This is a genomic window from Methanopyrus kandleri AV19 (assembly GCF_000007185.1).
In the GTDB taxonomy this organism is placed as follows: Archaea; JAADCQ01; Methanopyri; order Methanopyrales; family Methanopyraceae; genus Methanopyrus; species Methanopyrus kandleri.
Window position 1 is genome coordinate 53,305 of sequence record NC_003551.1, and the last position, 12,847, is coordinate 66,151.

17 protein-coding genes and 1 tRNA gene are annotated in these 12,847 nt (G+C 59.1%); 3 read left to right on the forward strand and 15 right to left on the reverse strand.

All coding sequences use genetic code 11. The features are described from left to right. Position 1: 1 nt before the first annotated feature. Complete coding sequence (locus tag MK_RS00310) at positions 2 to 355, forward strand: P-II family nitrogen regulator (protein ID WP_011018426.1); 354 nt, start codon at positions 2 to 4, stop codon at positions 353 to 355. Between the two features lie 75 nt (positions 356 to 430). On the opposite strand, the gene twy1 is transcribed toward MK_RS00310, so the two are convergent. Beyond that, positions 431 to 1,348, reverse strand: a complete 918-nt coding sequence (twy1, locus tag MK_RS00315; RefSeq protein ID WP_011018427.1) for a 4-demethylwyosine synthase TYW1 — start codon at positions 1,346 to 1,348, stop codon at positions 431 to 433. A 415-nt stretch (positions 1,349 to 1,763) separates the two neighbouring features. On the opposite strand from twy1, the gene MK_RS00320 reads away from it, so the two are divergent. Further along, positions 1,764 to 1,917 (forward strand) — tRNA-Trp (locus MK_RS00320). 62 nt (positions 1,918 to 1,979) lie between these two features. On the opposite strand, the gene MK_RS00325 is transcribed toward MK_RS00320, so the two are convergent. From MK_RS00325 to MK_RS00360, 8 genes are read right to left on the reverse strand one after another with little or no spacing between them, the layout of a single operon-like run. Then, positions 1,980 to 2,543: a DUF531 domain-containing protein gene (locus MK_RS00325; RefSeq protein ID WP_011018428.1), complete on the reverse strand. Its 564-nt coding sequence runs from the start codon at positions 2,541 to 2,543 to the stop codon at positions 1,980 to 1,982. Next, positions 2,536 to 3,129, reverse strand: coding sequence for a DUF99 family protein (locus MK_RS00330; RefSeq protein ID WP_011018429.1), 594 nt, complete (start codon positions 3,127 to 3,129; stop codon positions 2,536 to 2,538). The genes MK_RS00325 and MK_RS00330 overlap by 8 nt, the downstream gene beginning before the upstream one ends. Continuing rightward, positions 3,126 to 3,464 (reverse strand): RpoL/Rpb11 RNA polymerase subunit family protein, encoded by a 339-nt coding sequence (locus MK_RS00335; protein ID WP_011018430.1) that lies wholly within the window; start codon positions 3,462 to 3,464, stop codon positions 3,126 to 3,128. The genes MK_RS00330 and MK_RS00335 overlap by 4 nt, the downstream gene beginning before the upstream one ends. 15 nt (positions 3,465 to 3,479) lie before the next feature. Next, entirely contained in the window at positions 3,480 to 4,160 is a 681-nt protein-coding gene (locus tag MK_RS00340) for a DUF2067 family protein (RefSeq protein ID WP_011018431.1), read from the reverse strand. Further along, positions 4,153 to 4,743 carry an exosome complex RNA-binding protein Csl4 gene (locus MK_RS00345; RefSeq protein WP_011018432.1) on the reverse strand — a complete coding sequence of 197 codons (591 nt, stop codon included), beginning with the start codon at positions 4,741 to 4,743 and terminating at the stop codon, positions 4,153 to 4,155. Before MK_RS00345 ends, MK_RS00340 begins: the two co-directional genes overlap by 8 nt. After that, entirely contained in the window at positions 4,740 to 5,762 is a 1,023-nt protein-coding gene (locus tag MK_RS00350; protein ID WP_011018433.1) for a DHHA1 domain-containing protein, read from the reverse strand. Before MK_RS00350 ends, MK_RS00345 begins: the two co-directional genes overlap by 4 nt. Positions 5,763 to 5,778: 16 nt before the next feature. Beyond that, positions 5,779 to 6,393 carry an METTL5 family protein gene (locus MK_RS00355; protein WP_011018434.1) on the reverse strand — a complete coding sequence of 205 codons (615 nt, stop codon included), beginning with the start codon at positions 6,391 to 6,393 and terminating at the stop codon, positions 5,779 to 5,781. Continuing rightward, positions 6,390 to 6,572, reverse strand: a complete 183-nt coding sequence (locus MK_RS00360; protein WP_148679375.1) for a hypothetical protein — start codon at positions 6,570 to 6,572, stop codon at positions 6,390 to 6,392. Before MK_RS00360 ends, MK_RS00355 begins: the two co-directional genes overlap by 4 nt. A 31-nt stretch (positions 6,573 to 6,603) precedes the next feature. Here MK_RS00360 and MK_RS00365 point away from each other — a divergent pair, with 31 nt between their 5' ends. Further along, positions 6,604 to 7,416: a hypothetical protein gene (locus tag MK_RS00365; RefSeq protein WP_011018436.1), complete on the forward strand. Its 813-nt coding sequence runs from the start codon at positions 6,604 to 6,606 to the stop codon at positions 7,414 to 7,416. On the opposite strand, the gene MK_RS00370 is transcribed toward MK_RS00365, so the two are convergent. The 6 genes from MK_RS00370 to MK_RS00395 all read right to left on the reverse strand — a co-directional run bounded on the left by MK_RS00370 (position 7,413) and on the right by MK_RS00395 (position 12,833). After that, positions 7,413 to 7,790: a DUF2149 domain-containing protein gene (locus tag MK_RS00370; RefSeq protein ID WP_011018437.1), complete on the reverse strand. Its 378-nt coding sequence runs from the start codon at positions 7,788 to 7,790 to the stop codon at positions 7,413 to 7,415. The two genes, MK_RS00365 and MK_RS00370, sit on opposite strands and share 4 nt — an antisense overlap. Before the next feature lie 2 nt (positions 7,791 to 7,792). Continuing rightward, positions 7,793 to 8,401, reverse strand: a complete 609-nt coding sequence (locus tag MK_RS00375) for a MotA/TolQ/ExbB proton channel family protein (RefSeq protein WP_011018438.1) — start codon at positions 8,399 to 8,401, stop codon at positions 7,793 to 7,795. Next, positions 8,377 to 9,591 carry a DUF2162 domain-containing protein gene (locus MK_RS00380; protein WP_011018439.1) on the reverse strand — a complete coding sequence of 405 codons (1,215 nt, stop codon included), beginning with the start codon at positions 9,589 to 9,591 and terminating at the stop codon, positions 8,377 to 8,379. The genes MK_RS00375 and MK_RS00380 overlap by 25 nt, the downstream gene beginning before the upstream one ends. A gap of 14 nt (positions 9,592 to 9,605) precedes the next feature. Further along, the gene (locus MK_RS00385; protein ID WP_011018440.1) at positions 9,606 to 10,220 is read right to left on the reverse strand and encodes a hypothetical protein; all 615 of its coding nucleotides are present in this window, start codon (positions 10,218 to 10,220) and stop codon (positions 9,606 to 9,608) included. 67 nt (positions 10,221 to 10,287) lie between these two features. Continuing rightward, positions 10,288 to 10,563 carry a hypothetical protein gene (locus MK_RS00390; RefSeq protein ID WP_011018441.1) on the reverse strand — a complete coding sequence of 92 codons (276 nt, stop codon included), beginning with the start codon at positions 10,561 to 10,563 and terminating at the stop codon, positions 10,288 to 10,290. Continuing rightward, positions 10,560 to 12,833 (reverse strand): IGHMBP2 family helicase, encoded by a 2,274-nt coding sequence (locus MK_RS00395; protein WP_148679377.1) that lies wholly within the window; start codon positions 12,831 to 12,833, stop codon positions 10,560 to 10,562. The genes MK_RS00390 and MK_RS00395 overlap by 4 nt, the downstream gene beginning before the upstream one ends. Between the last annotated feature and the right edge of the window lie 14 nt (positions 12,834 to 12,847).

Here is a 12,847-nt window from a genome sequence, read left to right on the forward strand (position 1 = left end):
GATGTACATGATCGAAGCCGTCATCAGGCCGGAGAAGTTGGACGATGTGAAAGAGGCGCTGGACGAGGCCGGCTATCCTGGTATGACCGTGATTCACGTGAAGGGCCGTGGTCGGCAGCGGGGAATCGTACACCGGTACCGTGACGAGGAGTACCGGACCGATCTCCTCGACAAGATCCTGCTGAAGGTCGCCGTTCCCACCGAGGATGACGTCGAGAAGGTCATCGACGTCATCTGTGAGCACGCGAAGACGGGCAGGCCCGGCGACGGTATGATCTTCGTCATCCCGCTCGAGGACGCCGTCCGCGCGCGCACCGGAGAGCGTGGGGACGACGCACTGTCCACCGAGGAGTGATCGATTTCTTCCCCCTCCGCCGTAATCGTTACTGGTTCAATAACGATTGTCGCATGCGGGAGGCCGGGAGCTCAGCTAGGAGCTCAGAAGCGCCACTCGGCTGGGTGGTGACTCGTCGACTAGCTCGAATCCCGCGTGCTCCGCGATCTCCGCCGCGAACTTCCGTACCTCTTCGTGCGAGGGCATGTTGTCCGGCGACATCCGGAAGGCCGCCCATCCCACGCACATGAACGCCTTCACTTCGACATAGTCCGGCTCGACGTCGGCCAGCAGTTCACCGAACTCCTCGGCGGTCCCCTCCATGTTCCAGCCTTTAATCGCAGTGATGCGGATCACCGTCCGGCAGGAGAGGGAATTCAGTAACTCCAACGTCCTCATGATCCGGTCCCAGGAGTCCGGAATCGTAGGTCTATTGATCTGACGATGTAGCTCCTCGTTCGGTGAATCCAAGGACACGTACAGCTGTGTCGGCTCACGTTCCAGTTCCTCCACTCGGTCGGGTCGCAGCCCGTTGGTTACCAGGAACGTAGTGTCAAACCCATGGGAATGAAAAGCGTCGATCAGTTCGCCGATTCTTGGGTACAGGGTGGGTTCACCTGCGAGACTGATCGCGGCGTGTCTGGGCTCGAGGGATTCTTTCCAGCGTTTACGAGCTTCACCTTCGAGGTGCCCGTACCCTTGGAGGAAGCGTCGCTGTTGCTCTACGCTCTCCTCTACGATCAGGTCGGGATCGTCCGGATCGGGTACATCGTGAGTTCCTACGGTGAGTTCGACCGGTCTCCAGCAGTACACGCAGCGCTGCTGACACCAAGCTACCGTAGGAGTCATCTGAAGGCACCGATGACTCTCCACCCCGTAGAATTTCGCCTTGTAGCAGTGCCTACCGTTCTTAATCGCTTCCCGGCACCAGTGACACGGCTTGACCGCGGAATGCTTCCCGACTAGACCATAACCCTGCTTACGGAGGACCTTCAATACGTCCGCGTGTAGCAACCTAGATCACCCCCGAACGGCCTTTCCCGTCCGAAAAAATTCCCGGCTTAACAGTAGTCATCATGAGGTCGGTCGCATTCACTCGGGAAGTTACCACGGCTTTCCTCAATGATAATAACGTGGTCGGATGGGTAACACGATCTTGCCAACATCGGTGATCCGCTCGGGCGGCTGCTCGTAAGATTCGAAGTCGAGTTGAACGGGATTATTCTGTTGTTCATGTTAAGGTTAGGATAACGTCCGCTCGCTACCACGGAGGGGGTACCGGCTGTACGTATATGCGAGAATCGGCTTGATTTCATCGAGGAATTACGCGTCGTGAGGAGGCACTAAGTATGAGGTAACCGGTCATCCGATCGGCGTCGGCGCACGTAACCCTTATATATTCTGTCCTATGTCGCCCACCCTCGGGAACGGGCCCGCGGTGTAGCCAGGTCTATCATGCGGGGCTCCAGGGACCCGCCGATGACTTCCATGGGGTGTGCCGGACCTGGTGGGGAGACCCCTGGAGCGACGAGGCGGGTCGAAGACACCCCGTGACCCGGGTTCAAATCCCGGCGGGCCCACCAAGGCCCAAATCGTTATGAAAACCATAACGGTAGCTCCGTCGGTGGGAGCACTCACCTGCTGCTCACTCTCCGAGTTCCTTCTTGATCAAGTGCCCGATAACGGCGGTAACAGCCCCGATGGCCGTGGCGGTTTCGAGGGAGATCCTACGGCCGGTGATGTCGAGGTGGTACTCACACGCTTCGAGTACCTCAGCGGGCAGTCCACGCCGTCCTAGGCCGAAAACCAGGGTTACAGATCGGGGCCGGAGGATTTCTCGAACCACGTCCTCGGGTTCGATGGCCTTCCGCTCGTCGGGACGACACGTCGTCCCGACGATCGTACCGAGTTGAGGTGGGAAGCCACGCACTGGGTAGTCGTAAACCTCCAACAGGTTGCGCTCGGCCAGCACCAGCACCTCACGTCCCGAAGCGCCGATAGTGGTCTCCTCGGCGACGTACTCGGCGAGTTCGTGCGGAGTCTCCACGCCCAGATCGTCGAGTGGGAACCCGAAGAGAGCGAGCTTGAAGTCGAAGGCCACGCAGAGCGGTGCTGCCCGGGCGATCGTCCGGGCGTGTATCTCGTGGAAGCGCCGCGGGTCGTAGGAATTGTACAGGCCGATAGTCACCCTGCCAGCGCGCTTAGGCATCGCTGGAAGATTCCCCCTTGGTCACTCCGGTGGCGATGAAGTGGGCGACCCGGATAGGTTCGGGAAGACGGTGGCGAGTCGCCGTGCGTTTGAGCACTACTCTAGCGACGTCAGGTTCGACTCCGGCGCACTGGAAGTAGACTGGGGGCTCGTCCCGACGTGTTTTCACGCTGTGAACCGGGCCGGCCCTGAGGACTATCTTCCGGCGTTCCTCGGTGCGGTCCAGGTTACTCAGAGCGGAGACCACGGAGGCCACGTCGGGCCGGCGCTTGATCACGGAGATCACGGGTAGGCCCGTTTCCTCGTGTAGCTTTTTAATGTCCAGAACGTTGAACCCCGCGAACGTGATTCCGTCGGTCAGGATTACGCGCAGTTGAGGCCTGTGTTTTGATCTGTTAACCATCTCCGCGATCCGATCGGTGACGTCGAGACCGTCGACGGTGACCTCCGTGCTCATCACGCCGTCGATCCACTGTCCGCCACGCATCACGACACCGACAACGAGTGCCCTATCGTCCTCGGGACCGTAGTAGCCGTCGTCGATTCCCAACACCCTGATCTCGGGCTTCACCTCTCTGAGCTTCAACTTTCCTTCTCCTCCAGCGCCCCCGAGAACTCCTCCTTCGCTTCTTCCACCAGCTCCAGCAGTTCCTCTATGGCCCGCTCGAGGGCTTCTCTGGCGTCGGCGTCCTCATCGACAGCCCGTATACGCATCTTCGGCGGTACGTACCGTTCTTCGTCGACTTTGTGTTCTTTACCGAGTATAGGGTGCTCAATCCTGTAAGTTGCGATGATTCCGTCCTGCCGGTTTAAGGCCCACCTTAAGAGATTACATAACGTGTGGTCCTCACCGGGCAGCTCGAGTAGGACCTCATCTTTATCGTATTTCTTAACGACAACTTCAACCTCGGGCAGTTTCACGGCACCTTCACCCCGTCACAAGGGTTCATGGAGGAAGTCCTCCAGGGTTTTACCCCTACCTTTACGGGCTTTCCGGAGCTCGGACGCTATCTCCTCTAATTTGCGCTCCGTGGACTTCGGGTCCTCCCGGAGCTCACAACGTCCATCTTCTCCCTCCCGGAGTACTCCCCGTTCGATGGCCTCGTAGGCCAGGTCCATAGGGTCGACGTCGTACTCGTGGGAAAGGATGGCCAGCATTCGACGCACGGGTTCCGACGCCGCGTAAAACCTGGCCTCGCGGTAAGCCTCGGCGAGTTCTCTAACGAACTCGCGGAGCTCACTCATGGGCGCGTTCGTGGTGATCCACGGACCACGAACCCTCACCCGGTAGCCCCGGCGGCGGAGTGCGTCGCGCAGTAGCTCGGATGGTATCTTCGGGGCACCGGCTTCCCTGCAGATCGTACTCAGATGGAGCCTAACCTGCTTCTCTTCTTCCGACTCGGACAGGACGGTCCTGCGAAGTTCTCCCAACTTGCGGATGTGAGCTTTGACCGCGGCATGCGGGCCGAATACCTTCACTTTAACCCGGGTACCGCGAAGCTCCACGACGGTGTCTACACCTCGGGCCTGAGTGGCTTCGACGGCACGGAGGAATCGCTGGGCGGAGTCACGGTCGGGGAAGGTGAATGTTATCTCGCGCTTCTCCATCTTAGGCATCGCTCTCGGCCTCCCGCAAGTAGCCGGCCGCAACTTTTCTTGTCTCGGTGTGACCGCACACGGGGCAACGGAGAGTCCGACCCTTCACCTTTTCGAGCTCGGATCTACATCGGGTGCAGTACGCGAGGACCACCCCGTATTCTTTACCCACAGTGGACAGCTGTACCGGCATCTTGGTGCTCACGACTCGAGCGCGAACGATGTCTCCGGGCTGAAACTCGTCGGCCAGATCCTCCACGTAGGCGTCTCTGACCTTTGAGATATGGATCCCTCCCACTCCGGAGGTTGGGGGCTCACGGTCCGTCCGATCGTCCACGAAGCATATCTTGACGAGAACGACCTGCTCTTTCACCGACTGTACTCGTCCGATCACCGAGGCTCCCCGTTTCAATTTCGGTGGTGTGTCCACGTACGGTTCGACGCGAACCTCACGCTCCTCGAGATCCACTTCCACTCGCCCGGTGATGGCGGCCCGAACGACACCACCATCCTCGTAGGTACCTGGGCCAGGGTAGAACGCCTCCGCCACGGTTATCTTGTCGCCGGGCAGTACGAACTTCCCGGGCTCCACGTAGCGTCTCACGACTTCCTCGTCCGGGCGCTTTCGACCTGTCTCTTCACCTCCTCCCCGAACAGTCTCAGGAACTCCTCGACCCTGCTTTCGGGGACGACGCCCCCGGCCGCCGGTGCGTGTCCACCGCCCTTTCCGCCCACCTCGGTCGCCGCCTTTCTGATCGCTCGGGCTACGTCGATTTCCTCTCCCTCGACTACCCGGGCGCTGATCTTTCCCCGTCGAACGCATACGCCCACGGGTCTTCGCTTCACGCCCGCTACGTGGGATGCGACCCTTCCGGTCATCGCGGGGTGGACGTCGTCCATGATCGCGTACGCGACGACTTCGTTCAGGCATTCCGCCACCTCCCTCGCCCGACGGAGCACCTCGTGTTCCTCTGCCATAGCATCGCGAGCGAGCTCATACACTTCGTCCAGCTCGGAGACGGGAGTCTCCGGGAGCTTGAGCGCCAACTCCCGGCGGTCTTCACCATCCATCCGGATCAGCGCGTAGTCGAGCAGGCTCGCCTCCGTGTAAACCTTGCGCCGGTCGTACATCTTGAGGGTCTCTCGGAGTACTCGGGAGTACTCCTCGGCGTAGTCTGTGAAGGCTGCGTATGCGGCGATGAGTCGTAGGTCACGCTCGTGCAGATCGACCGTGGCCCAATAGCAGAGCTCGGCCGCACAGAGCCTGGTGTCGTGGATGAACACGTCGGGTCGCACGTCCTCGAGTACCTGGTGATGGTCTACGACGATCACCCGACACCCCTCGGACTTGGCGTCGTGAATCGCCGTCTCCCCGGTAGACCCTAGGTCCGCGGCTATCAGCACATCACACTCCGGAGCGATTCCGGAGACGACTTCCTCGAAGTTAGCGGGAGGGGAGAAGTACAGCACGAAGTCCGCCCCGACGTTGTTCAGCACGTGACCGAGGATCGCGGCGCTCGCCAACCCGTCCACGTCGATATCCGAAATTACCGCGACTCGCTCGTCCTTCAGTTTCTTCAGGTGGGGGACCAGCGCGTTCCTTACCTCCTTAGTGGGGTCCAAGGGAAACCCCCTTCCGTTAGTCGACCTTTTTAAAGACTAGAACCACAGCATCTACGTGACGGATCCTGCTCCGATGATGAGGGTACATCGCAGGGATAGGGAATCGGACTACTCCGATGGCGTCACATGTAGCCCCCAATTCACGGGCACGCCGCTTCCAAAACTCTTCCGTACCCGCGCGATGGAGGGAGACCACACCGGATGACGCCTCCAGGGCGACCTCTACGAACGGTCGATCGGCGCCGCGCCGCTGGGCTCCGAAGGGAGGATTCATTATAGTAACGTCGTACTGATCCTCGGGCTCGAAATCCCGGACGTCCGCCTCGACGACTTCCACTCTGTCCTCGACGCCGGCCCTTTTCACGTTCCTCCGTGCCACCTCAACGGCCTTCGAGTCGACCTCCACACACGTGACCTCGCACGCCCCGGCCAGCGCCGCACCGATACCTATCCTACCCGTACCGGCTCCGAGGTCGAGTACGCGCGAGCATTCGAGCCCGAACTCCCGATCGGCGATCGAGAGCAGTACTCGGACTATCTCCCCGGGAGTTTCGTACTGCTCGAGAGATAGTTTCGGTTCCGGAAATCCCTCCAACCCGTCGAGCTCCATCGCCAGTCGGCGATCGATCAAAGCCTTTCACGCACCCTCCGCTCCCGTTCGGCCTCCTTCCACCACTCTGGTCCTTTACCCAAACGCTCCTCGGGATCCATCCGCACGAACTTCTTCTCCCCGCAGTACGGGCACTCAGGAGGAGTTCGCTTTCGACCCACCCTCTTACCGCACGATGCGCAGATTATGTGTTCCGGCAACATCATCCCCCCAATTGGGGGTACGTCCGAGATGCCCGCGGGTCCGGTGCACTTGGTGTACGGAGTCCTATTGGCGGTGACGTCGTACCCACAGAACCCGGAATACGGCGGGATGATCGTGTACGCGTCATTAGCACCGGACTTCGCCACAGCGGCCTACAACGACCGGTACTCGGACTTGAGGTACGTGGATTACCGGTGGGCCCACGATCCCACGCACGTTTACGATTACGCATCTGTGATAGTTGAGCGGACGACATCCAGGACGCTTCAGGGGGTCGACGAGAAGGTGGCCCTATGGTGTGCGGAAACGGGTATTGCCAGTCATCTTCTCTTAGACCTTTACACACATGTCAAGACATCGCCGATTAAGGAATGGAGGGAACAAGCCGGCATCAGGACGGTGCTCCAGGAGTTTTACTACCCATGGCAGGAGAACGCGGTGGAGTTCGCACGTTGGGCACTGGGACGGGCTATTCGGGTGTTCGGTAACCCGGACGAGTTCTGGCGGTACGTAGACGGGGCATGCGCGGTCGCGGAACAGCTCATGGGCGACTACGTCATCAGCGCTTACCTCAGGAGGCTATCGGAACGCTACTTCGGAGATCCCGACTTGCACCTGGCCGACTGGTTGAGATGGTTCTATCGAAATTACGGTTGGGAAGAAAACGCCACGGACGCGTTCATTATCGATGGTGTAAGAATTCCGGCCGATCCGGTGGAACTTTTGTCGTGGATTAGTCAGTGGGATCCGCGGGTAGTCCCCATGCGGCCACCTCAGTCGGGCGGTGGTGGGTCGTTGCTCTTACCGGTGTTCCCGGTACCGCCGGTACGCCGGCGCTAGCCCGGCACCCAGATGTATTTCTTACCGGCCTTGTACACCGCACCGCCGAGCTTCTTCATGTGACCGAGTTGTGCACCACCGCGTTTCGCCCTAGCGACCTCCTTGAACTGCTCCACTTTGAGTCCGGAAGGGGTGCGGTAGATCTTCGTGACGGTAACCTTACCCGTGGTAGTCTTGGTGATGATAGTGGCCTCCGACGTTTTCGGACTGAGGATCTTGGTGAGACCGTAGCTGGAGGACATGGTGATGATGAACGCTAGGGCGAAAACCATCGCCGCGTCGAACAGGTTGGCGACACCGGTCAGTGGGTCGTCATCGTTGTCACCGCCGTCCAGGAACCTCCTACGACGCCGTCGTCTCAGATACCGGGGCAACGTCATCCCCCGAACTCGCGTTGGAGTATAGTCTCAGCCAGGAATTCGAGATCCGAGACGTCCTTTCGGTACCATCTAGATCTGAACAATGTGATCACGTAACAAGCTCCAGCGGATGCCAGACCGACTACCGTGGTCGCGAACGCCGTGATCAGAGACGTCGCTAAGCCCGCGATGTTACCTTTAGCCAGCTGCTCCAATCCCGGTCCCAAGGGGATCAGCGTCCCCATCAGTCCCAACATGGGACCTAGACGCACGACAATCCTCGTCCTACTGACTTTGCTAGCCAGGAAGTTTTCGAGGTTCTCCAGCTCCTTTTCGACCTTCAAACTGGCCTCGTCCGCCGAATCGGACTTTTCGACGATCTTCTCGACTCTCCTCAGGAACTCCGAGAAGTGGGGAGGAAGTCGCTTCACGTCCGGAAACTTATCTGCGATCTGTTCGAGATCCTTCCTGGTAAACCTGGGCCGGTAGGCCACCTCACGGAGGAATATAGCCAGCTCCATCAGAGAGTAAGCCAAGAACAGCAGCAACAGTACTATCGTCGGGTAAAACAACAGCTCCATTACCACGTACAGAGCCTGAGTTATCGCCGTCGCGATGCTAACCATTCGATCACCGCCCTGATGATATCGTCGATCGGGTTATCCGGTGGGTAGTTTCCTCGTGAAGCCTTGCGCACCGCCCATAGGTACCCGAACGCCATCAAAGCCAGGAACAGTAACGCCCATGGGCCTATTTTCGAAGGGCTCGGAAGGGCCAGCTTGAGTTTAGGTGCTCGCTTCCATAACGGATAGGCCCACGCGATAATCCCCGTGATCACGAAAAGGAGTCCTACTAAGTTCTCGAGGCCACTAAGGGCCACGGCCGGGGGAACTTTGAGGACCTCGATAACCGCATCGGCGACGATCAAGGTGGCGTACGCCGTCGAAACGAAGCAAGTCCAGAGTACCAAGGCGGCTTGGGTGACGTTAAGGGCGCCTATCTCGGCGTACATGGCGATCGATAGGGCCACTCCGGTCAGGCAGATCGGACACGGAACGGCCACGACGAATGCTCCTAGCTTAGAGAGATCCTTCGCTGAACCTTCTACCGCCCACTTACGGGCTATGAATATTCCCAATCCGATGAGAAACAACCCCAGCAAGGCGTGACCGAGGAGAGCGTACCTCTGCATGGCGAGCGCCGTTTTCATGAACTTGGAAACCAGGTGACTCAGGCCTATTATCGCCGGTATTAGTATCCCGGAAAGCGCTGCGATAACCATCGCCCCACGACGTAACTGGAAGCCCGCGAACCCTATTCCTAACCCCGTCTTCAACCCCACGATGAACACGAAGAACGCTATCGCAAGCGCGTAGATCGGGTTATCGGCGAAGGCCGGAACGATCATCCACGAGGTCAGCGCGGCTACGATCACCGAAGATGTCACGGCGAGGAGGGTGACTATTTTGAAGGGTGATACGCCGAGATCACGTGAGATGCGATAAGATGGATACACCAGAGCGACGGAGGACGCCGCGATAGCCCCGGCGGTCACGTCGAGAAGGCCGACGAGGAGGGCGACTCCGGAAAGCGCTGTCCCTTCCAACACGGTGCGAATGACCTCACGGCGCTTTTTACGGGCCCCTAACACGCGTGTCAGCATTACCCCTGTGCCGACTCCGATGGCGGCCGCGGCCATCCCGTAAACGGCCCCGTAGGTTAGGGCTTCCGACACACCGACGGAGTGGTACCTGAGCATTAGTGCCGCGCTGGCACCTAGATAGGTGGTGAAGGCCGCGATCACACCGTGGAACACCCGTCATTCCCCCGTCAGGGGCCGAATGCGCCGACCAGAGGGAATAGGATGTTAAACGGAGGTAAGTAAAGTAAGTTTTCTGACAACTCATAGTACTTGAACTTAGGCAGCTTCGAAGTGATCTCCTGAACCAGCCACCGCTTCCGTTCAGTGAGCGTCCGCAGTACCGGAGTTAAAGCATCGATTTCGCGCAGGTCGTCCGTGACCCCGGGCGCACGCTTCTCAACACGGTCTTCGGCACGGTGTAGCGCTGAAAGAGCCCGCGAGACGTTCCTCTCAGCTCGATCGAGACCGGTAACACCTTTCGCCCTCGCCTTCCGGATTTTCAGCCGAGCGAGCTCGAGTTTGTGCTCAGCACTGCGGATAGCGGAAAGCAACTCCAACCGGTCTCGTCCCGGATCATTCCCAACACGGAGCGTGTTATCGTACAAGGCAGCCTTGTAGGCCAAATACGGCGATGAGGCGAGTACGGTAGCAACATCTTTAGTAGCTCCGTCGATGTCACTAACAGCGGACTGTAGTCTCTCCATGCGGAGATACTTCTGGAATCGGTGGTCGAACGATCCATGAACGAGTGCCGGGGATATCACGAGGGTGGCCACGAGCGCTGCTGTCACCTTCCATCGCAACGCCGCTACCCCTCGTGTTACCCCGTGGCTGCCACGTAACAAGCTATAATCGTTTTGCGGTATCGGGTTATGTGTGGGCGTGGACGTAGATCCAGCTGTTGTTACCCTCGTCGGTGTGCTCAGTCACGGTGTAGCCGACGGTCCCGTAATACAGGGCCGTGAGTAACTTACCGACTTTCCGCTCGACTCGATCTCCCTCGTCTAGGATGTGCTCGTCGTCGAAAAGCACGTCAAACCACAGGAGGAGCTCGTCGTAAGCCACTGTCTGAGCGTACTCGCCCATTCCCAGGAACAACCGCCCGTCTTGGAACATTTCCGTTACTATCTCGCCTATCCTACTCACCCCCTGGCACGTCCGGGTGCTAAGCGGACCAGGTCTAAGTAGGAAGCCACTTCGCGCAGATTGTTCGGCTTTATCAGTGCGCCGCTTCTCTTGACGTGCTCAATGAACCTGCGGTACGTCGGATGGCTGGAAAGCGTGCCGGAATCTCCGATACAAATGAGTTTCCGCCTAGGCCTGGTGATCGCGACGTTCAGTCTCCTCATGTCCCTTAGGAACCCTACTTCACCCTTAGGATTGCTTCGGACGAAGGACACGATCACGGCTTCCTTCTCTCGACCCTGGAACCCGTCGACTGTGTTCACCTCGACGTCGCCGAGCCCGAGTTCGTCGAGGGACTTCGAAATCAGGTCCACTTGGTCGTCGTACGGACTGATCACGGCTAGATCCTCCTGAGACAACCCCTGCCGAACCAGTTGTTCCGACAGAAAGGCGACTATCGCGGCTTCCATCGGATTTTCACGGGATTTGGATCCGGGACGGCGTCGCTCCCTCCGCAAACGCTCGGGTAAGCGCGAGGTGTCCACGAACCCCAGCGGCTCCTTGGGGTGTAGGACGTCAGCCCAGGGTCTGCCGACTTCGGGATCGCCGACACCTAAGTCCTCGAGCGTGTGACGACGGACGCTCGAGTGGGCCTCGAGCTTCCCGTTGTAAAACTCTCGGTTCGGGAATTCCATGATGTTCTCGTGCATCCTGTACTGCACTCTCAGCATCCTGGAGAGCTTCGGGTGCTTTTCGATCAAACGCTCGAAGAGCGTGCGAGAGAGCTCCGGCTGGGCCTCTTCACTGAGGATGGTCGGGGGCAACTGCTTGTGATCCCCGGCCATGATGAACCTCTTGGCCCGAGAGATCGGAATGAGCGCTGAAGGTTCCGTGGCTTGCGATCCTTCGTCGACTACGGCGACGTCGAACTCGATATCTTCGAGGAACTCCAGCCCTGCACTGGCGTTCGTAGTGACCACGACTTCAGCCTCCTCTAGTACTTCCCGGACGGCACGCTCTTCCAGTCGCTCCGCCTCCTCGAAGAGTTTCTGGACTTTCCTGTTGATGTGGATCCACTTAGCCATGCTCTGAATTACGCGTGGTGGGACCCCGCGGGCTCCCTTGCCTTCCCTCGCAAGGTAGAGTATGGTCTCGTCGGACATCCCCCGACGCCACCTCGGCACCGGGCGCTGGTACCGGTCACGCTTCTCGATGAGCCTGTAAGCGCGCTCCCGGAGACGCTCCGCCTTCCTGTACAGTGGGTGGTTTTCCACGATCGCGCTAAGTGTCCGCTCCTTCAGTTTCTTGGAGACACGGGCCGGATGTCCGACCCTAACGGCCTCCACACCACGCTCTACCAGATATTCCAGGATGTTGTCCGCTGCGACGTTGGACTCGGCCGTCGCGAGGACCTTGTTACCACGCCGGACCTCTTGAACGATCACCTCGGTGATTGTCCGGGTCTTACCAGTACCCGGAGGGCCGTGAATTAGGAAGAAATCCGGCGCCCCTAGTGCGTGTTCTACGGCCTCCCGTTGGGAATAGTTGAGGTCAGTATCGACGAAGTCCACGTCTATAGGCTCCGCGTCGCTCGGATTCTTAAGTCCGATGATCGTGTTCCTGAGTTCTCGGAGTCTACCCTCAGCGTGTCTGATCCGTTCTAGCGCCTCCATCATACGCTGGAAAGTTACATCGTTAGCGTATAGGTCGATCCTGATCCCCTTACCCACGGCCCACTTGGGTGGAGGACTGTCGAAAGCCACCGTAATCGAGCGCTTGGTCTTCTCCACGACGGTTCCCGTGAGATCGCTCTTCAGTGGATCGCCGCGACTCACGAGGACCAGATCGCCCACGGATATTTGCGTATCTATCTCTTTAGACCGGCCGTACTTCACCAGGTAGTAACCTCCGACCTCCCGACCTGCCCTCGTACCGCGCAGACCGAGTACTGCCCTCCCCTTCTTTTCACGCTCCTTGCCTGAGAGTTTCCTGATTTCCTCTTCCATCGCCTTCATCTCGGCTTCCCGCTCCAGCTGGACTAGCCTCTGGAACCTCTTGACGTAGGCGTCTACTACCTTGATCTCCTCCGATTCCTCCCTCGTAGGCTCCCTCACGTCAGCATGTCTTAGGAGACGCTGAGCCGCACGAGGCTCGACTCGGCACAGCGCGGCTCGGTTGGCCAGCCAGATTTTACCGACTTCGTGGGGCCTCACACCGCGTGAGAATAGCGTATCCAGAACGTCTTTCGGAGAGTCCCCCGGACTAAACCCTTCGATCAACACTTCCTTCATGGTTACACCCTCGG

What these genes read in the sequence shown, in the direction of transcription:
- MK_RS00310 (WP_011018426.1), top strand. Translation starts at nt 2, where the DNA reads ATGTACATGATCGAAGCCGTCATCAGGCCGGAGAAGTTGGACGATGTG.
- MK_RS00325 (WP_011018428.1), bottom strand. Translation starts at nt 2,543, where the DNA reads ATGCCTAAGCGCGCTGGCAGGGTGACTATCGGCCTGTACAATTCCTAC.
- MK_RS00340 (WP_011018431.1), bottom strand. Translation starts at nt 4,160, where the DNA reads ATGCCTAAGATGGAGAAGCGCGAGATAACATTCACCTTCCCCGACCGT.
- MK_RS00365 (WP_011018436.1), top strand. Translation starts at nt 6,604, where the DNA reads ATGCCCGCGGGTCCGGTGCACTTGGTGTACGGAGTCCTATTGGCGGTG.
- MK_RS00375 (WP_011018438.1), bottom strand. Translation starts at nt 8,401, where the DNA reads ATGGTTAGCATCGCGACGGCGATAACTCAGGCTCTGTACGTGGTAATG.
- MK_RS00395 (WP_148679377.1), bottom strand. Translation starts at nt 12,833, where the DNA reads ATGAAGGAAGTGTTGATCGAAGGGTTTAGTCCGGGGGACTCTCCGAAA.